17 protein-coding genes, 2 pseudogenes and 1 riboswitch are annotated in these 19,341 nt (G+C 64.6%); of the genes and pseudogenes, 2 read left to right on the top strand and 17 right to left on the bottom strand.

Annotation, left to right across the window (positions count from 1 at the left end):
- Positions 1-178 precede the first annotated feature (178 nt).
- From cobF to IFT44_RS21385, 5 genes and pseudogenes are all read right to left on the bottom strand, one after another.
- Complete coding sequence (gene cobF / locus IFT44_RS14770; RefSeq protein WP_192176131.1) at positions 179-934, bottom strand: precorrin-6A synthase (deacetylating); 756 nt, start codon at positions 932-934, stop codon at positions 179-181.
- Positions 935-1,175: 241 nt separating this feature from the next.
- The gene (locus IFT44_RS14765) at positions 1,176-3,566 is read right to left on the bottom strand and encodes a TonB-dependent siderophore receptor (protein ID WP_192057423.1); all 2,391 of its coding nucleotides are present in this window, start codon (positions 3,564-3,566) and stop codon (positions 1,176-1,178) included.
- A gap of 375 nt (positions 3,567-3,941) precedes the next feature.
- A complete protein-coding gene (gene msrA / locus IFT44_RS14760) occupies positions 3,942-4,448 on the bottom strand; it encodes a peptide-methionine (S)-S-oxide reductase MsrA (RefSeq protein ID WP_122478881.1) in 507 nt (168 codons plus the stop codon).
- A gap of 69 nt (positions 4,449-4,517) precedes the next feature.
- Positions 4,518-4,946, bottom strand: a pseudogene (locus IFT44_RS21390) (methyl-accepting chemotaxis protein); the annotation flags it as partial.
- A 102-nt stretch (positions 4,947-5,048) separates the two neighbouring features.
- Positions 5,049-5,735, bottom strand: a pseudogene (locus IFT44_RS21385) (PAS domain-containing protein); the annotation flags it as partial.
- Between the two features lie 876 nt (positions 5,736-6,611).
- Between IFT44_RS21385 and IFT44_RS14750 the strand changes: the two are divergent.
- Both IFT44_RS14750 and IFT44_RS14745 read left to right on the top strand, forming a co-directional pair.
- Positions 6,612-6,833 (top strand): hypothetical protein, encoded by a 222-nt coding sequence (locus IFT44_RS14750; protein ID WP_122478886.1) that lies wholly within the window; start codon positions 6,612-6,614, stop codon positions 6,831-6,833.
- Positions 6,834-7,276: 443 nt separating this feature from the next.
- On the top strand, positions 7,277-8,539 hold the full coding sequence (locus tag IFT44_RS14745) for an OmpP1/FadL family transporter (RefSeq protein ID WP_185793737.1): 1,263 nt from the start codon (positions 7,277-7,279) through the stop codon (positions 8,537-8,539).
- A 55-nt stretch (positions 8,540-8,594) separates the two neighbouring features.
- On the opposite strand, the gene IFT44_RS21240 is transcribed toward IFT44_RS14745, so the two are convergent.
- The 12 genes from IFT44_RS21240 to cobO form a co-directional block, all read right to left on the bottom strand.
- Positions 8,595-8,720, bottom strand: coding sequence for a hypothetical protein (locus IFT44_RS21240; RefSeq protein WP_264382555.1), 126 nt, complete (start codon positions 8,718-8,720; stop codon positions 8,595-8,597).
- Positions 8,717-9,925 carry an MFS transporter gene (locus IFT44_RS14740; protein ID WP_185793738.1) on the bottom strand — a complete coding sequence of 403 codons (1,209 nt, stop codon included), beginning with the start codon at positions 9,923-9,925 and terminating at the stop codon, positions 8,717-8,719. The genes IFT44_RS21240 and IFT44_RS14740 overlap by 4 nt, the downstream gene beginning before the upstream one ends.
- Before the next feature lie 97 nt (positions 9,926-10,022).
- Positions 10,023-10,742, bottom strand: a complete 720-nt coding sequence (locus IFT44_RS14735; RefSeq protein ID WP_192176130.1) for an adenosylcobinamide-GDP ribazoletransferase — start codon at positions 10,740-10,742, stop codon at positions 10,023-10,025.
- 2 nt (positions 10,743-10,744) lie between these two features.
- Positions 10,745-11,317, bottom strand: a complete 573-nt coding sequence (gene cobC, locus IFT44_RS14730) for an alpha-ribazole phosphatase family protein (protein ID WP_192176129.1) — start codon at positions 11,315-11,317, stop codon at positions 10,745-10,747.
- Complete coding sequence (gene cobT / locus IFT44_RS14725; protein ID WP_192176128.1) at positions 11,314-12,369, bottom strand: nicotinate-nucleotide--dimethylbenzimidazole phosphoribosyltransferase; 1,056 nt, start codon at positions 12,367-12,369, stop codon at positions 11,314-11,316. Before cobT ends, cobC begins: the two co-directional genes overlap by 4 nt.
- On the bottom strand, positions 12,366-12,887 hold the full coding sequence (gene cobU / locus IFT44_RS14720; RefSeq protein ID WP_192176127.1) for a bifunctional adenosylcobinamide kinase/adenosylcobinamide-phosphate guanylyltransferase: 522 nt from the start codon (positions 12,885-12,887) through the stop codon (positions 12,366-12,368). The genes cobT and cobU overlap by 4 nt, the downstream gene beginning before the upstream one ends.
- 1 nt (position 12,888) lies before the next feature.
- A complete protein-coding gene (locus tag IFT44_RS14715; protein WP_192176126.1) occupies positions 12,889-14,355 on the bottom strand; it encodes a cobyric acid synthase in 1,467 nt (488 codons plus the stop codon).
- On the bottom strand, positions 14,352-15,344 hold the full coding sequence (gene cobD, locus IFT44_RS14710; RefSeq protein ID WP_192176125.1) for a threonine-phosphate decarboxylase CobD: 993 nt from the start codon (positions 15,342-15,344) through the stop codon (positions 14,352-14,354). The genes IFT44_RS14715 and cobD overlap by 4 nt, the downstream gene beginning before the upstream one ends.
- The gene (gene cbiB / locus IFT44_RS14705; RefSeq protein WP_446730957.1) at positions 15,337-16,245 is read right to left on the bottom strand and encodes an adenosylcobinamide-phosphate synthase CbiB; all 909 of its coding nucleotides are present in this window, start codon (positions 16,243-16,245) and stop codon (positions 15,337-15,339) included. Before cbiB ends, cobD begins: the two co-directional genes overlap by 8 nt.
- Complete coding sequence (gene bluB, locus IFT44_RS14700; protein ID WP_192176123.1) at positions 16,242-16,889, bottom strand: 5,6-dimethylbenzimidazole synthase; 648 nt, start codon at positions 16,887-16,889, stop codon at positions 16,242-16,244. Before bluB ends, cbiB begins: the two co-directional genes overlap by 4 nt.
- Complete coding sequence (locus IFT44_RS14695; RefSeq protein WP_192176122.1) at positions 16,886-18,220, bottom strand: cobyrinate a,c-diamide synthase; 1,335 nt, start codon at positions 18,218-18,220, stop codon at positions 16,886-16,888. Before IFT44_RS14695 ends, bluB begins: the two co-directional genes overlap by 4 nt.
- Positions 18,217-18,828 (bottom strand): cob(I)yrinic acid a,c-diamide adenosyltransferase, encoded by a 612-nt coding sequence (cobO, locus tag IFT44_RS14690; RefSeq protein WP_192057433.1) that lies wholly within the window; start codon positions 18,826-18,828, stop codon positions 18,217-18,219. Before cobO ends, IFT44_RS14695 begins: the two co-directional genes overlap by 4 nt.
- 162 nt (positions 18,829-18,990) lie before the next feature.
- Positions 18,991-19,213, bottom strand: a riboswitch (cobalamin riboswitch).
- Between the last annotated feature and the right edge of the window lie 128 nt (positions 19,214-19,341).

Raw genomic sequence — 19,341 nt, 5'->3', positions numbered from 1 at the left:
AATACAAGCCTGCGCAACGCGAAATCCGCGCGCAAGACCGACAAGCCGCGTCCGGCAACCCCGCAAAACACCAAACAGCCCCTGTAGCAGCGGCGCGAGCCGCGTCCGGCAGCCCCGCAAAACACCAGACAGCCCCTGTAGCAGCGGCGCGAGCCGCGTCCGGCAACCCCGCGCAACTTCAGACACGCCGCCTGAGCAGATAACTGTCCATGATCCAGCCATGCTGGCTGCGCGCCTGCTGCCGCGCATCGGCAATGGTCTGCGCCATGTCGTCCAGCCTTCCCGACAGCAGCACTTCATCGGCCGTACCGACGTAAGCCCCCCAATAGATATCCAGATCCTGGCCGACCAGCGCCTTGAAGCTGTCCTGTGCATCGAGCATCACCACCACCGTGTCGACGCCCTCGGGCATGCCCGCCGCCAGGCGTCGACCCGTAGTGATCTGCACGGCACCGGCAATGCTGTTGAGGGTGATCCGGTGCGCCGCGGTCAGCGCCTGAATGCTGGTCACACCGGGAAACACCTCATAGTGCACCGCTCGCGCGCCGTTGGCAGCGATCGCCTCGACAATGCGCAGCGTGCTGTCGTACAGCGAAGGATCGCCCCACACCAGAACGCCCGCGCACTCCCCGTCCGCCACTTCATCATCGAGCAGCCGCTCGAAGGCCGCCCGCTTGCGCGCGTTCAGGGTATTCACCGACGTCCGATAGTCCGGCCCGGCCGGACGCTCGGGCTGCCGCACCTCGACCACCCGATACGCCCCAGGCGTTGCATGACGCTCGAGGATCTCTTTGCGCAGGGCATTGAGCTTGCCCTTGTGATCGCCCTTGTCCATCAGGAAGAACACATCGACCCGCGCCAAGGCACGCGCCGCCTGCACCGTGATGTGCTCGGGATGACCGGCGCCGATGCCGATGATGAGCAGTGTTTTCAAAAGTGCTCCGCAGACAGTTCACCACAACGCGCCTATGGCAGTGCCGATAGGGGCCTCTCTTCACAGCTGGCCCATGCCAGACCTTACAGCGTCCGTTTCAAGGTGAATACAGGGTTGCGCGAATTGGCACAGTTCCAGCTGTCCACGCCCTTTCGGCCTTGACACGTATGGGCATCTGCTACGAATGCCTGTGATGATCGACGGGCGGGCGCATTGCACGCCCGCCCTCTCGGTCACTGGATCACAGCGACCATTTCAGCGAGAACATCAGGTTGCGCGGGTCGCCGTAGGTGCCACTGCCGGTTGCGGTAGGAATACCCTGCCAGTACTTCTCGTCCAGCACGTTGTTGAAGTTGACGCGGGCGTCCCAGTGTTCGTCGAAGCGATAGCCGGCCATCAAGCCCAGTACCGCGTAGGAATCCTGCTCCGCATGACCGGTTCCGACACGGCCGTAGGTTGCGCTCTGCGCCAGCACGTCGGCACCGATACGCAGCCTGTCCAAGGCACCTTCGAACTGGTAAGTGGTTGCGGCCTTGAACAGATGCTTGGGCTGGTTGGGCGCGAACAGATTGCCTTTCTCGTAGGTACGGTCTTTCACGTACTGGCTGAGCACCAGGGTATAGGCGGCCGAGAACTGCCAGTTGGGCGTGAAGGCGCCACTGATTTCGGTATCCAGGCCACGGCTGCGTACCTCGCCCGCAGCCTCGTAGCAGGTGCGGTTGGTGGCCCGGCAGCTGGCCGGTTGATCGGGAATGGCGTAGGCGCGGTTTTGCTGGGTCATGTCGAACATGGCCACGGACGCATTCAGTCCGCCATCGAAGTACTCGCCCTTGATGCCGATCTCATAGCTTTCACCGGTCATCGGGTCCAGCACCGTGCCGCCGACATCCTGCTGCGTCTGCGGCTTGAAGATTTCGGTGTAGCTGGCGTAGACCGAGTAGGTATCGTTCAGGTCATAGATGATGCCGGCGTAGGGCGTGACTTCCTGGGTCACTTTGTAATCACCCGTGCCCGAGCGGTTGTCGTAGTCATACCAGCTGACTCGGCTGCCGACGATGATATGCAGCGGGTCCAGCGGGTTGAAACGCGCGGCGGCGTAGACACCCTTTTCGGTTGCCGTGTTCTTGCTCTCGTAGAGCCGATAGTCGCTGCGAGTGCGCGAAGGCTTGGCAATGACACCCGGATCGAAGTTGTAGATATCGATGGGCGTGGAGTCGTTCCAGTAGCCACCGGTCTGGTCGAACTTTTCCTGGCGACGGCTCGCGCCGAGGGTCAACTGATGCTCGCGCCCGAACAACTGGAACGGGCCAGCGAGCGAGGCATCCACGTTGGTCTGCACGTCGGTGGTGTCGTAGGCGCCTGTGGCCTGCCCGTACACACCATTGCGGGGCGCCGTCAGATAGCTGGAAAAGGTGTTGGACTCGGCCCATATCTTCGCGGCCGCAGCCTTGGCGGTCCAGCCGTTGTCGAAGCGGTGGGTGACGTCGGTGAACACGCTGACGTTGTCCCGATCCCAGTAGGCCCAGTCATTGCTCAGGAAGGTGGAGCGCGACAGATGCAGGTCTTCGCCATTCGGACCGGACGGCAGGCTGCCCCAGTCAGAGGTGGCATCATCGCGCTGCTTGGAAGCCCCGAGGGTCAGGGTAGTCGCCTCGCTCAGGTCCGCTTCGAATACGCCGTAGAAGGTCTGGCGCTGCTTTTCACGCTCGTCGATGTAGCTGTTGTCGTCTTCGTAGGCGGCCACCACCCGGCCACGCAGGGTGCCGGATTCGTTGAGCCGGTTCGACGCATCCACTTGCGTGCGGTAGCGGTCCCAGGTACCGGCACTGGTGGTGATGCTGACCTGAGGGGTGGCGGTAGGACGCTTGCGCACCAGGTTCAGGGTTGCCGACGGGCTGCCGGCACCGGTCATCAAGCCGGTGGCGCCGCGCACCACTTCAACCCGGTCGTACAGGGCCAGGTCGGCGCCGGCGATGGTGTCCAAAGTGAACTGGCCGATGCTGGTCGGCAGGCCGTCGTACATGATGTTGTCGATGTTGAACCCGCGCGCCTGGAACGCCTGGCGGTCGCCGCCAAACTTGCGCAAGGTGATGCCGGGCGCGTACTTGACCACATCGTTGAGGTCGTTCATGCCCTGGTCGTCCATGCGCTGGCGCGTGATGACGCTGACCGACTGCGGGGTTTCGCGGATCGACAGCGGCAGCCCGGTCGAGGTGCTCATGCTGCCGGTGGTGTAGGAGCCGGAGTGTTCGGTGGTGGCCGTGCCGGCTATGGAACTGGTGGCGGCCGAGACGGCCGTCGCGCCCAGTTCCACCGCGCCGCCAGTGGACGCTGTAGCGGGCGCGGTGACGCTGACCACGTCGCCCTGCACCGTACCGACCAGGCCGCTGCCAGCCAGCAGGCGTTGCAGTGCCAATGCGGGTTCCATCCGGCCGGTTACCGAAGGTGCGGTCTTGCCGGCAATCGCCGCTGGTTCGAACACCACTTGCAGGCCGCTGGCCTGACCCAACTGGTTCAGCGCTTCGCCCAAGGGCTGCGCGGGCAGATTCACCGCAATCGGAGCTGCCTGCGCCAGGCCGGCAATGGACAGAGAGATGCACAGCGCAACACTGCGCAACGGAAAATGATTCATGGCATGACCTCAGGAACCCACACAAGGCGGTCTGCCCCCCCCGGGCGAAGACTCGAATGCAGGCTGTAGGAAGCCACGCAAACTTGTGTGCGAAACCGCGTTGAATGCGGAAGCGGCGCAAGGCTATGCAAATGTCAAAAAAATGTAAATGATAATTCATGGCACTTGGCAAGCATTCGCGGCTGCCAACCAGAAGCATTGATCTTTGCCAGCGAGCGTGCAGGCTGGATGAGTGCGTATGAAGAGCGCAGAGCGTGCGGGCTGCACGATGGAGAGGGGTCGTTGCAGGGGGCGTCAGGATGGATGTCCCGGCAGTGATGAACACCACCGCCGGGAAATTATTACTGGATATGTCTAGCTATTGGCGCAACCTGATCAGCCGCGCGCGGGAAGTTTCCAGTCGGGACGTACGAAATGGCAGGTGTAGCCGTTGGGAATACGCTCCAGGTAATCCTGATGCTCGGGCTCGGCTTCCCAGAAATCACCTGCAGGGGCAAGCTCGGTGACGACCTTGCCGGGCCACAGGTCGGAGGCATCGACATCGGCGATCGTTTCCAGTGCGACGCGTTTCTGCTCCTCGGTGTTGTAGAAGATCGCCGAGCGGTAGCTCAGGCCTACATCGTTGCCCTGGCGGTTGGCCGTGGACGGGTCGTGAATCTGGAAGAAAAACTCGAGGATCTGGCGATAGCCGATCACGCTGGGATCGAAGACGATCTCGATGGCTTCGGCGTGGGTGCCGTGGTTGCGGTAGGTCGCATTGGCGACATCGCCGCCGCTGTACCCGACCCGCGTCTGCAGGACGCCCGGATAACGACGGATCAGGTCCTGCATGCCCCAGAAGCAGCCACCCGCCAGCAGAGCGGTTTCGGTCTGGACTGTCATATCGATTACCTTCGCTGAATGAACGTGGCCCATTCTAATACAACCGCTGCGAAGGTGCCGTACAGGCCGTCAGAGGTTGGTGAAACGCGCCACCGCCTCCACCACTTTCTTGGCCCCGTCCTGGATCTCGACGATCACGTCACCGGCCTGACCGGCCAGTTGTACGCCCTGCTCAGCCTGCTGCCTGCTGTTGGCCATGTCGCGCACGGTGCCGTCGACCAGTGCCTGGTTCTGCTGCACCACGGCGGCGATCTCGTCGGTGGCGGTGCTGGTCCGGCCCGCCAGTTGCCGGACTTCGTCGGCCACCACGGCGAACCCGCGCCCCTGTTCACCGGCGCGGGCCGCTTCGATGGCGGCGTTCAGCGCCAGCAGGTTGGTCTGTTGGGCGATGCTGCTGATGGTCTGGATGATCGAGCTGATCAGCAGCGATTGCTTGCCCAGCGCTTCCACACCGCTGGACGCGGACTGCATGTCGTCGGCGATCTTGCGCATGGTCTGCACGGTATCGGTCACTACCACCGCGCCACGCTGGGCGCTGATGTCGGTGCTGCGCGAGATTTCATAGGCGGTCTGCGCCGCCTGATTGACCTCGGCCTCGCGCTCGACCTGCTCGGTGACCACGGTAGCGAACTTGACCACCTTGTAGAGCTTGCCTTCGGTGTCGTAGACGGGGTTGTAGGTCGCCTCGAGCCAGATGGTGCGGCCCATGCTGTCGAGGCGCTTGAAGCGCCCGGCGACGAACTCACCGCGGTTCAGGTTTGCCCAGAATTCGGTGTAGCTCGGCGAACTGGTTTCTTCGCTGTGGCAGAACATGCGGTGATGCTTGCCCTGCACCTGCGCCAGGGTATAGCCCATGCCGCGCATGAACTGGTCGTTGGCCGACAGCACGGTGCCTTTCAAATCGAACTCGATGACCGCCGTGGAGCGCAGCAAGGCGTCGATGAACGAAGCGTTCTCCGCTGCTTTCTCCATGCTCTTGGTGACATCGGTGGCAAAGCACTTGATGTGCATCAGCACACCTGCCGCATTGCGGATGGGCTTCCAGTGCGCATTGACCCAGACCAGACTGCCGTCCGCCTTGAGGTAGCGATAGTTGTCCGACACCGAAGTGCCCGCTGCCACCGCCGCACGGAAGTTGTTGTAGCACGGCAGTTTGGTCACGTAGGTGGGGACCAATTCGGTCATCAGCCTGCCAACCAGCTGGGCTTCGGTATAGCCCAAAGTGGTCGCAAACAAGTCGTTGCAGGCGATGATGCGCAGCGATGCGTCGATGTCCAGGCTGAGCATCTCGTGGGTCATGCCGGCTACCAGTTGACGCAATTCCACCAGTTCGTCGGCTTGGGCGCTGAGTTGCTGCTTGAGTTTGTTGTTGAACATAAGGCACCGGCATCAGGGTCATGGTCGTGTTATCGGCGGCAATGGCCGAGGGTTTAGCCCCAGGTGACAGATGTCTGCCCTTTCGGACCCGACCAACCCCGTGCCAGAGCGCGTCCTTGGGACAATCCACAGAAGCTGTGGATAAGTCAGTGGACAACCCCCCCCTGCCCCTCGCAAACCCATATGGAATGGGGCCTGAAGTCAAACTGTCGATTTTTTCACCAACTCGAAAAGACGTTTTTTTTCATTGACTTGCGTGAGTCATACCGAGTAGCCATGATCGACGAGGCACGATCAGACCGGACAGACACGTTTTCTTGCACTTGCAGTGACCGGGTCTTCGTTTGCGTCTTCAAGGTAGCAATAAGGTATTTTTTCGGAATATCGCTTGCGCTTCTCATAGCCGATGCGATAGTCTTCGACCCGTTAGTACCAAGCTGAAAGTCAATTCAGGTCGACCACCCTGTTCACACGGGCTCGACCAACATGATGGTCTCCAGGTAACGCTCCCCGACTTGCGAACAAGTCCGGCATCAAGCGAATTACTCTGCCCCGACCAACCTACGATTGATCAGGATCTGCATCCAGGGCCCCGAACCTTAGCCCGGAATGTTGCCTGCCCTCCTAAGTACCTACCAGTCAGCCCAACAGCCAAAACGATAAAGCGCTGTTCACTGGCTGTCTTGTTCCAGACAGGTTCTTCGCCCGGCCCAAAGGCCCGCGCTACTGGAACGTTTTTATCGATCACGGCTCCAAGTCGTGACCATTGCAGGAACATACAACAACATGACTCATATCCAGACCCAGGATGCCATCCGCACCCTCACCCACGCCTTCGCTCCGATGAACTGCCTGATCATGGCCGCGCGCAAAGGCTGCTTCAGCTTCACCATCGTCAATGAGCACGGTATCGCCCGTCACAGCGAACGCTTGTACCCGGAACAGTACTCCAGTGCCGAACCGCTGCAGGCCGTGATCGACCGTACGCGTCAGGCCCTGGTTGCCTGATCGCTGCAACGATGCACACGATGTAATGTATGGAAAAGCCTCGACCCGTCGGGGCTTTTTCATGCCTGCGATTTGGGGGAGGCCCAGGCCTTGGCATGCTATCGATGCATGCAACTGTAAACGCACATTACAGTTCGCCAGTCCGGCCGAAGGACCACCGTGCGTCGCCCACTGCCGCGCAATCGAAAATCTGACGTCATTTTTCTGCTTGCCAACGACCCTGTCTTGCCCGAGCTAGACAGCTGCGTGGAATCTACCAGGCACCGGCGTGCGCCCATGGCACAGGGATGGCGCATACGCGACCGCTGGAAGCTGCATTCGGGCGCCCGTAAATTATGGTCGGATTGTCCTACAAAACCGCTCTAGCCAGAGTGTTTCAGGCTATAGCGTTGCAGTGAAAATGTTGGTAGCTTGCCCCTCAGTGCCCCCCTAGAGTTAAAACAATGAAAAGACCAATGCTCAAGACCACTCTCGGCTTCGCTGTCACCCTGGCATCGAGCCAGCTTTTCGCTGCCGGCTTCGCCCTCAATGAACAAAGCATCAGCGGCATGGGTACCGGCTTCGCCGGTCGCTCGTCGTCCGCCGAGGACGCCAGCACTGTCTATGGCAACCCTGCCGGCATGTCCCGCATCAAACGTGAACAGGTCAGCGTCGGCGCTGCGGCCATCGTCGCCAAGACCGACATCAGCGGCCGTGGAACCTTCGGCGGCAGCAACGACGGCGACATGGTCCCGTTCGTAGGCGTCCCGATGGGCTACTACGTCAAACCACTGGATGACAACTGGACCGTCGGTTTCGGTCTGTACGCGCCTTTTGGTCTGGTCACCGACTATGAAAGTGGTTTTGCCGGCCGCTACTGGGGCGACAAGAGCCATGTGGCAGTCGTCACGCTGCAGCCTACCGTCAGCTATGCCTTCAACGAGCGTGTGTCGATCGGCTTCGGTCCTACCTTCAACCGCCTTGAAGGCGAGCTGACGTCGGCCGCGCTGAACCGCGCGACGCCAGGCCGCAACGACGGCGAAGTCAAGATCAAGGGCGACGATACCGCCGTGGGCTTCAACGTCGGCGTGCTCGTTCAGGCGACTGACGATACCCGCGTGGGCCTGACCTACCACTCCAAGGTCAAGTACAAGCTGGACGGCCATACCAAGGTCGAAGGTTCGGGGTTCGGGCCGTTCAACGGCAGCAAGTACGATGCATCGCTGGACATCGACACGCCTGAGTCGGTGGACTTCTCGGTCACCCACGAACTCAACCAGGACTGGACCCTGTACGCAGGCAGCACCTGGACCCGTTGGAGCCGCCTGAAGGAAATCTCGGTCGAGAACGAAGGCGTGCCTGCCGCGCTGCGCTCGTCGATCGGCACCATCACCGAAGAACAGAACTGGCACGACACCTGGTCTCATGCCGTGGGCGCCGCCTACAAACTGAACAAACAGTGGACGCTGCGCACGGGCTTTTCGGTTGACCAGTCGCCGACCAACAACACCAACCGTTCGCCACGCATCCCGACGGGCGACCGCGCCATCCTCAGCCTGGGTGCTGGCTGGAGCCCGACGGACGACCTGACCTTCGACTTCGCCTATTCCTACCTGAAGGAAGAAGACACGAAGATCAACCTGGTCAGCGCCACCAAGGGTGCCTACCAGGCCAAGTACGAGAACAGCGCACATGGCTTCGGTACTTCAGTGACCTACCGCTTCTGATCGATCAGGTAATACGAAAAGCCCCGACCGGTTCGGGGCTTTTTCATGTGTGACGTCAGCACAGGCTCATGTTCATTTGCAGCAGGGCCAGTCCGCCCTGCTGCCAGCCCCACCACGCCAGACCCAGCAGCGCGGCCAGTGCGCATGCCATGGCGAGTTGCACGCTGCGGAGTCTGCTCATGCGCTCGCTCCCTGCGCCTGCAGCCGGGCAACGGGGCGTTCGCGCACCGGCCAGTTGAGCGCACCGGCGAGCAGGCTCAACGCAATCGACAGCTGCCAGACCAGGTCATAGCTGCCGGTCTGGTCGTACACCAGGCCGCCCAGCCAGCCCCCCAGAAACGCCCCCAGCTGGTGGAAGAGAAACACGATGCCGCCGAGCATCGACAGGTTGCGCACGCCAAACAGCGTTGCGACGGTACCGTTGGTCAAGGGAACGGTGGATAACCAGAGCAGCCCCATCGCCATGCCGAACAGGCAGGCGCTGACGGTAGTGACCGGGAACCACAGGAACAGCACGATCACCACAGCGCGCATCAGGTACAAGGCGGTCAGCAGTCGCGGCTTGGACATGCGCCCACCCAGCCAGCCGGCGATGTAGGTGCCGAAGATGTTGAACAGACCGATCAGCGCCAGGACCGTGGTGCCTACGCTTGCCGGGAGGTGCTGGTCGACGAGGTAGGACGGCAGGTGTACGCCGATGAATACCACCTGGAAACCACAGACGAAGAAGCCCAGCGCCAGCAGCCAGAAGCCCGAATGGCCGCAGGCCTCACGCAGCGCCTGGCCAAGGCTCTGATCGTGGGCCTGGGCTGGCAGTGGCCGGTCCTTGAGCATGCGTACCAGGGGGACGATGAACGCGACCAGTACGCCCATCACCAGCAAGGCCGTCGACCAGCCCAGCCAGCTGATGAGGCCGAGCGTGCCGGGCAGCATCGCGAATTGCCCGAACGAGCCGGCAGCGCTGGCGATCCCCATGCCCATGCTGCGGTGTTCGGCGGGCAGGGCTCGTCCTACCACGCCCAGAATCACCGAGAACGACGTACCGGAGAGCCCCAGGCCGATCAGCAGGCCAGCGCTGAGGCTCAGGCTCAACTCGGAGTTGGCCAGCCCCATGCAGCCAAGGCCGACCGCGTAGAGCACACCACCCACCGCAACCACCCGCCCGGCGCCGAAGCGATCCGCCAGGGCGCCGGCGAAGGGTTGGGCCAGGCCCCAGATCAGGTTCTGCAGCGCGATGGCCAGCGCGAATACGCCCCTGCCCCAGCCGAACTCCGCACTCATGGGCGCCAGGAACAGCCCGAAGCCGTGGCGAATGCCCAGGGACAGGGCAAGGATCAGGGCTGCGCCGAGCAGGACCCAGCCGCTGGTACGCCATACCGATGTCATTATTGTGTGCTCCGGGCATGAGGGGACAGGCCGCTCGATTGTATGCCTGTTCATCGCCGACAGGCAGCGCCGCATGCAACCATCTGCGAGGCAGGTTCTACAGCGCAGCGCCCAGCAGCAGCAACAGTTCGAGCAACTCGAGCATGGCGCCGGCGGTATCGCCGGTGGTGCCGCCCAAACGCTTGATCACCTGGCGTCGCAGCGCCACGAAGCCAGCCAGCACCAACAGGCTGATCCAAACCCCGCAGAACGCCAGGCTGACCAGCGCCACGCCTGCCAGCAACCAAGCGCCGGCACGACGCGGCAGGTGGTCGGCCAGGGCCTGGCCCAGCCCGCCAGCGCGCACGTAGGGCGTGGTCATGAACAGGCCGAGCATGGCGGCCCGCGCCAGTATCGGGGCCAGCATCAGCGCGGCCTGCTGGCCCTGCTCGAGCAAGGCCAGCAGCGCACAGAACTTGAGCAGCAGCACCAACATCAGCGTCACCACGGCCATGGGACCGCTGCGTGGGTCCTTCATGATCAGCAAGGTGCGTTCGCGGTCGCCGAATCCGCCCAGCCAGGCATCGGCGCTGTCCGCCAGACCGTCCAGGTGCAGGCCACCGCTGAGCACCACCCACAGCGCCAGCAACAGCGCGGCGTGCAGAAGCACTGGCGTTCCGGCGAGCAGCGCACTGGCGGCCCACAAGAGCACGCCGAACAGCAGCCCCACGGCAGGATAGAACAACAGCGAGCGCCCGGAAGCCTCTGGACTGGGCATACCGGGCAGGCGCACCGGCAAGCTGCTGAGAAACTGCAAGGCGATCCAGAACGGCAGCATGTTCAGGACGGCTCGCTCAGGCTGCCGTCGGCTGCCATCACCACACTGAACAAGGCAGCGTGTCCGACCTCGACTTGAAGCAGCTGTTCGCGTGGCAGGGCGCGTGCTTCGGCCAGCAACAGGCGCATGACCCCGCCGTGCACCACCAGCAGCAACCGCTCGCCCGGATATTGCAGGTGCAACCTGCGCAACGCGGCATGGATGCGCGCGGAAAAATCCAGCATGGGCTCGCTGTCGGGTGGCGTGAAGGCGTAGGGGTCGTTCCAGAACAGCCCCAGACCGGCTTCGTCGGTCTGCATCAATTGCGCCGCACTCAGGCCTTCCCAGGCGCCGAAATGCAGCTCCTGAAGACCGCCTTCGAAGGTCAGCGGCAGTCCGCGCTGTCCGGCCAGCACCTCTGCGAAGCGTGCGCATCGCTGCAGCGGTGAGCTGACGATGCGGTCCCAACCGGAACGGTCGGCAACCGCCGCGTGCAGTTGGGCCCAACCGCGCTCGGTCAGGGCGTCATCGAGGCTGCCGCGAAACCCGCCGATCTCGGTTTCGCCATGGCGCAGCAGATCCAGGTGCAAGATCATGCCGGACGGTCCGCGACAGCCGCTTCGGCGAAGGTCGCCATCTGCTCGTGCAGGTCGCACGCCAGGCGCAACAGCGGCACGGCCAAGGCGGCGCCACTGCCTTCGCCCAGGCGCAAGCCCAGTTGCAGCAACGGTTGCGCCTCAAGGGCCGCCAGGACATGGCGATGGCCGGGTTCGGCGCCGTTGTGAGCGAACAGCAGCCAAGGCCGGATGGACGGGTTCAACTGCACCGCCAACAGCGCCGCGACACTGCAGATGAAACCATCCACCAGTGCCACGATGCCCTCCTGGGCACAGGCCAGGTAGGCGCCGACCAGCGCGGCAACCTCGAAGCCACCGTAGCAGAACAGGCGCTGCAGTGGTTCGTCGGGCAGCCCGGCATGGGCCTTCAAGGCGCGCTCGATGACCTCCACCTTGTGGGTCACGCCAGCGGCGTCCAGACCGGTGCCCGGCCCGGCCAGATCGACCACGGCGCACGCCAGCGAGGCGCAGGCCAGCGCGGTGGCAGACGTGGTGTTGCCGATGCCCATCTCACCGCCGATGAACAGCTCGGTGCCGCTGGCTTTCGCCCGCAGCACGCTGTCGCGACCGGCCTGCAGTGCCTGCGTGCCCTGCTCGACACTCATCGCCGGCGCGTCGATGAAATTGCGCGTACCGGCAGCGATCCGCACATGCTGCACGCCAGGCAGATCGCCCAGCGGCGTCGCGGTACCGAGGTCCACCACTTCCAGGCGTGCCTGCAGGCGGCGCGCCAATACGCTGATGGCCGCACCGCCGTTGACGAAGTTGTGCACCATTTGCGCAGTGACTTCCTGCGGATAGGGCGAGACGCCCTCGGCGACGATGCCGTGGTCGGCAGCGAACACCGAGACCCAGACCTGCTCGACCGAGGGCTTGAGCCGCCCTTGCAATGCGGCCAGTTGCACGGCCACCTGTTCCAGCGCGCCGAGCGAGCCGGCCGGCTTGGTCAACTGCTGCTGACGCTCCAGCGCCTCGCGATGAATGCGGGCATCGGCGGCACGGGCAGTGTGCAGCCACCAGGCTGAGTTCATAACGCAGCTCCTTTCAGTACCATGGGAAGGCCGGCCACGGTGAACACCACTCGCTCGCAGCGTTCGGCCAGGGCCTGGTGCAGCAGGCCCGTCTCGTCGACGTAGCGCCGGGTCAGTTCACCCAGCGGCACGACGCCCAGGCCGGTTTCGTTGCTGACGAAGAGGATGTGTCCCGGCAGGCCGGGCAGTGTTTCGAGCAGAGCTTCACGCTCTGCATTCAAGCGTTCGGGCTCGTCGAGCATGAGCAGATTGGTCAGCCACAGGGTCAGGCAGTCAACCAACAGGCAGCGATCGCTGCGCGCTTGAGCACGCAGCACGTCGGCCAGGGCCAGCGGTTCTTCCACCAGCCCCCAATGATCGGGACGGCGCTCGCGGTGCAAGGCCACCCGCTGGTCAAGCTCGCCATCCACCGGCTGGCTGGTAGCGATGTACACGACGTGTAGCTGGCTGTCGGTGGCCAGCCGTTCGGCCAGGCGGCTCTTGCCGGAGCGGGCACCGCCGAGGATCAGTTGCAGCATGTCAGGCACCTCCCCCAGGCAAGCCGCACAGCTCGCGCAGGCGCGCGGTGTCCAGGTGCTGCTCGACCAGGTCGGCCAGCCGCTCGATGTCGGCCTCGCGCAACGCGTGGTAATCCACCGACTGCACGTCGGCCAGCCCCGCCCAGCGCAGCAATGCCACCGATGACTGCGGCGCTTCGAACAAGCCGTGCAGGTAAGTCCCCAGAATCTGCCCGTCAGCGCTGATCGCGCCGTCGCGGCGACCATCACTCAATTGCACCGCCGGATGATCCAGCGCCGCCCCGGTGGTCACCCCGGCATGGATCTCGTAGCCGCTGACGGCGGCCTGTTCAAGGGTCAACTGGCCGGTCACGTTGCGCAGCTGTTTTTCGGCGTGCAGTTCGGTGGTGAATTCCAGCAGGCCCAGCCCCGTACTGGAACCGGCTGCGCCTTCGAGGCCCAGCGGGTCGTCGATGCGCGTGCCGAGCATCTGCAGCCCGCCGCAGATGCCCAGCACCTTGCCGCCATAACGCAGGTGGCGGGAGATCGCCTGTTCCCAGCCCTGAGCGCGCAGGTGAGCCAGGTCGGCCCGCACGCTCTTCGAGCCGGGCAGGATGATCAGGTCGGCCGGGGGGATGTCATCGCCCACGCCGATGAACTGCAGGTCGACCTGCGGGTGCAGGCGCAGCGGGTCGAAATCGGTGTGGTTGCTGATGCGCGGCAAGACCGGCACGATCACCTTGAGCACCTTGTCGGCCTTGCTTGACTGACGCCGATCCAGGCCATCTTCGGCCTCCAGGTGCAGGTCCATGACATACGGCAGCACACCGATCACCGGCTTGCCGGTACGGGCCTCCAGCCAATCCAGGCCTGGCTGGAGCAAGGCGATGTCGCCGCGAAAGCGATTGATGATGAAGCCCTGAACCCGCGCCTGTTCAGTCGGCGAAAGCAGTTCCAGGGTACCAACCAGATGGGCGAACACGCCGCCGCGGTTGATGTCGGCGATCAGCAGCACCGGGCAGTCCACCGCCTCGGCGAAGCCCATGTTGGCGATGTCGCCGGCGCGCAGGTTGATCTCCGCTGGCGACCCGGCGCCTTCGACCACCACCACCGGGTAGCTTGCGCTCAGCCGTTGGTGCGAAGCCAGTACCGCCTGCATGGCGATGGCCTTGTAGTCGTGATACGCGACGGCGTTCATGCTGGTCACGGCGCGCCCGTGGATGATCACCTGGGCACCGGTGTCGCTGTTGGGCTTGAGCAACACCGGGTTCATGTCGGTATGCGGCTGCAGGTAGGCGGCCTGGGCCTGCACCGCCTGGGCGCGACCGATCTCGCCGCCGTCGGCAGTCACCGCACTGTTGAGGGCCATGTTCTGCGGTTTGAACGGCACCACCGCCACGCCCTGACGGGTCAGCCAGCGACACAGCGCGGTGACCAGCGTGCTTTTCCCGGCATCGGACGTGGTGCCCTGGACCATCAATGTGCTCATGCGTACTCCTTGCGATACTCGCCCAGGGCGGATTCGAGTCGTGCCCAGTCGCCCTCGCGGGCAGGCAGGCCGAAGCGCAGGCGGCTGTCCTGCTTGAACAGCCGCACGAGGATGCCGCGACGGGCGAGGAAATCCTGCAGGCGCTCGGCCCCTTCGTACGCCACCGACTGGAACAGTGCGCAGCCGCCCTGTGGCGCCAGGTCGTGGCGCCGCAAGCATTGGGCAAGGCGCTCGCTGGCCGCGGCGCAGCGGGCGATCTGCGCCTGCTGCGACGACTGGTCGAGCAGGCAGGCCTGCCCCAGCTGGCGTGTCGGCCCGCTCACTGCCCAAGGACCGATCAGGTCGGCCAGCAGGCGCAGCAGGCGCGGCTCGCCGAGGACGAAGCCCAGCCGTACACCCGCCAGCCCGAAGAACTTGCCGAACGAGCGCAGCACGATCAACCCAGGTTGTACGCCGTAGCGAGCCAGACCGGCACGCGGCGTGTTGTCCATGAACGCTTCATCGACCACCAGCCAGCCGCCCCGGCTGTTCAGACGCGCATTCCAGGCCAGCAGGCAGTCGGCGGACAGCAGCCGGCCAGTGGGGTTGTTCGGGTTGACGACGACCAGCACGTCGAGACTGTCGATGAAGTGCTCGACCTCGTCTTCGCTGATTTCGCGCACCACATGCCCCGCTTGTCGCCAGCCCTCGGCATGTTCGGCGTAGCACGGCGACAGCACCCCTACCCGACCACTGCGACGAAGGCGTGGCAGTGTCTGAATGGCCGCTTGCGAGCCCGGCACCGGCAGCACGTGCGCGAAGCCGTAGTAGCTGCGCGCGGCGTCTTCCAGGCCGTCTTCGTTTTCCGGCAGCCGCGCCCAGGCGCGCGCTGTGATCTCGGGCAGGGGGAAAGCCCATGGCGCAATACCGGTGGACAGGTCGACCCAGTCGTCTTCGGCGATACCGTATTCGAGCACCGCCTGGCGCAAGCGCCCTCCGTGTTCAAGCATCGAGCAAGCCTCCCAGACACAGCACCAACAGCCACAGCCACACGCCGCGCTGGACCAGGTTCCAGCCGCGCTCGATGCTGTCGGCATCGGCCGGCGCACCCTCGCCCAGCACGGCCCGCTCATGCAGTTCGCCGTGATAGATAGCCGGACCGCCCAGCTGCACGCCCAATGCGCCGGCCCCTGCCGCCATCACCGGGCCGGCGTTGGGGCTGTCCCACTGCGGTGCCTGCCGGCGCCAGCAGCGCAAGGCCTGGCGGGTCTTGCCCAGCACGGCATAGGTGAGCGCAACCAGGCGCGCCGGGATGTAGTTGAGCACGTCGTCGATGCGAGCCGCCGCCCAACCGAAACGCTCGAAGCGTTCGTTGCGGTAGCCCCACATGGCGTCCAGCGTGTTGCTCAAGCGATACAGGACAACCCCGGGCGCGCCGGCCACGACGAACCAGAAGATCGCCGCGAACACCGCATCACTGCCGTTTTCCAGCACCGATTCGGTGCCGGCCCGGGCCACTGCCTCGGCGTCCAGCTCATCGGTCTGCCGGCTCACCAGATAGCCGACACGCTGACGAGCGCTGGCCAGGTCGTCGCTGCGCAGGGCCTGGGCCACGGGCATCACGTGCTCCCCCAGGCTGCGCATGCCCAGCGCCAGGTACAGCGCGCCAATCTCCACCAGCCAGCCGACCAGCGGCAGCCAGGACAGCAATGTCGCCAACAGGGTCAGGGGCACCACGGCCAGGAACCAGGCGGTGACACCATGGCTGCGCCAGCCACGCCCGGCGCGGTTGAAACGTGCTTCGATCCGGTTGGCCAGACGGCCGAAGGCAACCAGCGGATGGTGCCTGCGCGGCTCCCCCAACAGGGCATCGAGCGCCACCCCGGCCGCCGTCATCAACGCAATGCTCACAACGATTTTCCCCATTGGTTTTCGTACAGCATGTGTTCGAGCGGCTGGGGGGCAGCCCAGCCTTGAAGTTCCAGCATCGGCGCATCGTAGAAGCCTTCGACCGGCCCCAGGCACAGTACCGCCACCGGCTTGGCTCCAGCGGGCATGCCCAGTACCTCGGCCAGGGCATGGGGATCGAACAGCGACACCCAACCCATGCCCAAACCCTCGGCGCGCGCCGCCAGCCACAGGTTCTGGATGGCGCAGGACACCGAGGCCAGGTCCATTTCCGGCAAGGTCCGGCGGCCGAACACATGGCGCTCGCGATCGTCCATCAGCGCCGCCACCAGCACTTCGGCGCAGTCCGCGATCCCTTCGACCTTGAGCCGCATGAACTGGTCCGAACGCTCGCCCATGGCGTGTGCGGTGCGCAGTCGCTCTTCCTCGACCAACGCCTGGATGCGACCGCGCACACCCGCGTCGCTGATGCGAATGAATCGCCAGGGCTGCATCAGGCCGACGCTGGGCCCCTGGTGGGCGGCCGCCAGCAACCGCGCAAGCAGCTCCGGGGGGACGCTGCCGCCGGCGAAGTGACGCATGTCGCGGCGTCCGGCGATCACTCGGTAGATGGCGGCGCGCTCGCTGTCGCTGTAGGGCTCGCTCATGACGCCGCCCGATGCCCGGCTGCAGGCGCGTGATCATCGGGCGCGAACAGTGCGGCCACCGCCGCCGGATTGGACGGGAAATAGAAATGCACGTAAGAGGCCGTCATCCGTCCCTGGCGGTAAACCGCCTCGGCGCCGCGACCGCCATTGGGGCTGACGCCGCGAGCAATCGGCTGCAACTCGGTACTGGTCAGCGAGTGGTGATAAGTGTGCCCGCGCAATACCCCCTCCGGCAGCTCGACCGCCTGCAAGGCCAGGGCCGCCAAGCGCTTCTGCATGACTGCTTCGCCGGGCAGCAGACCCAGCAGTTGCGCGCGGGCCCCTTCGACGTCGGTCAGTGCGTCGAGCAAGTAGAGCATGCCGCCACATTCAGCCAGCAGCGGCTTGCCCGCGGCATGGTGAGCGCGGATATCGTCGAGCATCGAAACGTTGGCGGCCAGCGCCAAATGGTGCAGCTCGGGGTAGCCACCGGGCAGGTACAGGCTGTCGCATGGCGGCAGCCGCAGGTCGTGCAACGGCGAGAAGAACACCAGCTCGGCGCCCATGTCGCGCAACACATCCAGACTGGCGTCGTAGACGAAAGCGAACGCGGCATCGCGGGCCACACCAAGGCGCACGCCATCGAGCAGGCGCGCCACCGAGCGTTCGACCGGGGCGGCGAAGGTGACCGCAGGCGGCAAGGCCACCTGGCAGGTCTGGGCCAGGGCGGCGGCCGCGGCATCCAGGCGGGTATCCAGATCGTTGAGCTCGCTGGCCTGGACCAGCCCCAGATGGCGGCTCGGCAGTTCGATCCCGGTTTCCCGGGACAACGCGCCGTACCAGCGCAGACCCTGGGTCAGGCTGCCCTCGAGCAGTTGCGCGTGACGCACCGTGCCGACCCGGTTGGCCAGGACGCCGGCGAACGGCAGATCGGGTTGGTAACAGGCCAGGCCCAAGGCAAGAGCGCCGAACGTCTGCGCCATGGCGGTGCCATCGATCACGGCCAGCACCGGAACGCCGAAATGACGCGCCAGATCAGCGCTGGACGGCGTGCCGTCGAACAGGCCCATGACGCCTTCGATGAGGATGATGTCGGCTTCCTGCGCCGCTTCCCATAACAGCCGCCGGCTGTCCTGCTCGCCGACCATCCACATGTCCAACTGATAGACAGGCGCGCCGCTGGCGCGAGCGAGGATCATCGGATCGAGAAAGTCCGGGCCGCACTTGAACACCCGCACCCGCCGCCCCTGATTGCGATGCAGGCGCGCCAGGGCGGCGGTCACGGTGGTCTTGCCCTGCCCGGAGGCCGGGGCGGCGATCAGCACCGCCGGACACTGGCGCGGCTCGGTCATAGTTCGATGCCCTTCTGGGCACGGATGCCGGCCTGGAACGCATGCTTGACCACACCCATTTCGGTGACTGTGTCGGCCAGTTCGATCAGCTCGGGCTTGGCCCCGCGACCGGTGACGATCACATGCTGCATGGGCGGACGTGCCTGCAGATCATGCAGCACGGTGTCCAGGTCGAGATAACCATGCTTGAGGGCAATGTTGAGTTCGTCGAGCACCACCAGGCCAATGGCCGGATCGCTCATCAGTTGCCTGGAGACGTCCCAGGCAGCCTCGGCCGCCGCGATGTCTCGCTGCCGATCCTGAGTTTCCCAGGTGAACCCTTCACCCATCACGTGGTAGCGCACCTGCTCGGGAAAGCGCCGGAAGAACAGTTCCTCGCCGGTGCTGTTGCGCCCCTTGATGAACTGCACCACGCCGCACTGCAGGCCGTGGCCCATGGCTCGCGCGAGCATGCCGAACGCCGAACTGCTCTTGCCCTTGCCGTTACCGCTGAGCACCAGCAGCAAGCCACATTCGTTGGGAGAATTGGCGATGCGTTCGTCCATCACGGCTTTCTTGCGCAGCATGCGCGCCAGGTGACGTGCGTCGCGTTCGGTCGTTTCGTTCATGGTGGCTCTCCGCTACACCTGCACGCAGGCAGCATCAACGCGACACCGAGGCCGGCTGGCCGAACAGTGAACGTCAATGCCGCTCTCCCCGCGCGACAGTACATGGGTCAGGGCACGGCCCGGCGCAACGACGCCCGAGAATGAGCGCCGGCCCTGCAGCGTGCCGTAAAGGTGGACCAGGCCGGTCTCCGGGCTCACGAGCGGGGCTGTACACACCCAGGCCGCACGCCTTCCCGAATCACTTCAGTGGCATCGTGTGCAGCCTTGACTCGTCTACCGTTGCGGGGGCAGCGCCGGGATGGCGCGTCGAACGCTGCGCACCGGCTTCCCTGTTTCACTCGTCTGGATCGTCCGATCGCCGAGCACCTGGAACAGCCGCGCAGGTTAGAGGGTTGAGCCAGGAGCGTCAATTGATCCGCAGCACCTGATCCCCTGCTGCCGCTGACCGGCAACGCGGTTGAACCTTGCCAACCGCCAGTGCCTCTACCTTCTGTGAACAAAACCTCAGAGAGC

Source organism: Pseudomonas sp. CFBP 13710 (assembly GCF_014842235.1).
Classification (GTDB): Bacteria; Pseudomonadota; Gammaproteobacteria; order Pseudomonadales; family Pseudomonadaceae; genus Aquipseudomonas; species Aquipseudomonas baltica.
This window is presented reverse-complemented; position numbering and strand designations above follow the sequence as displayed.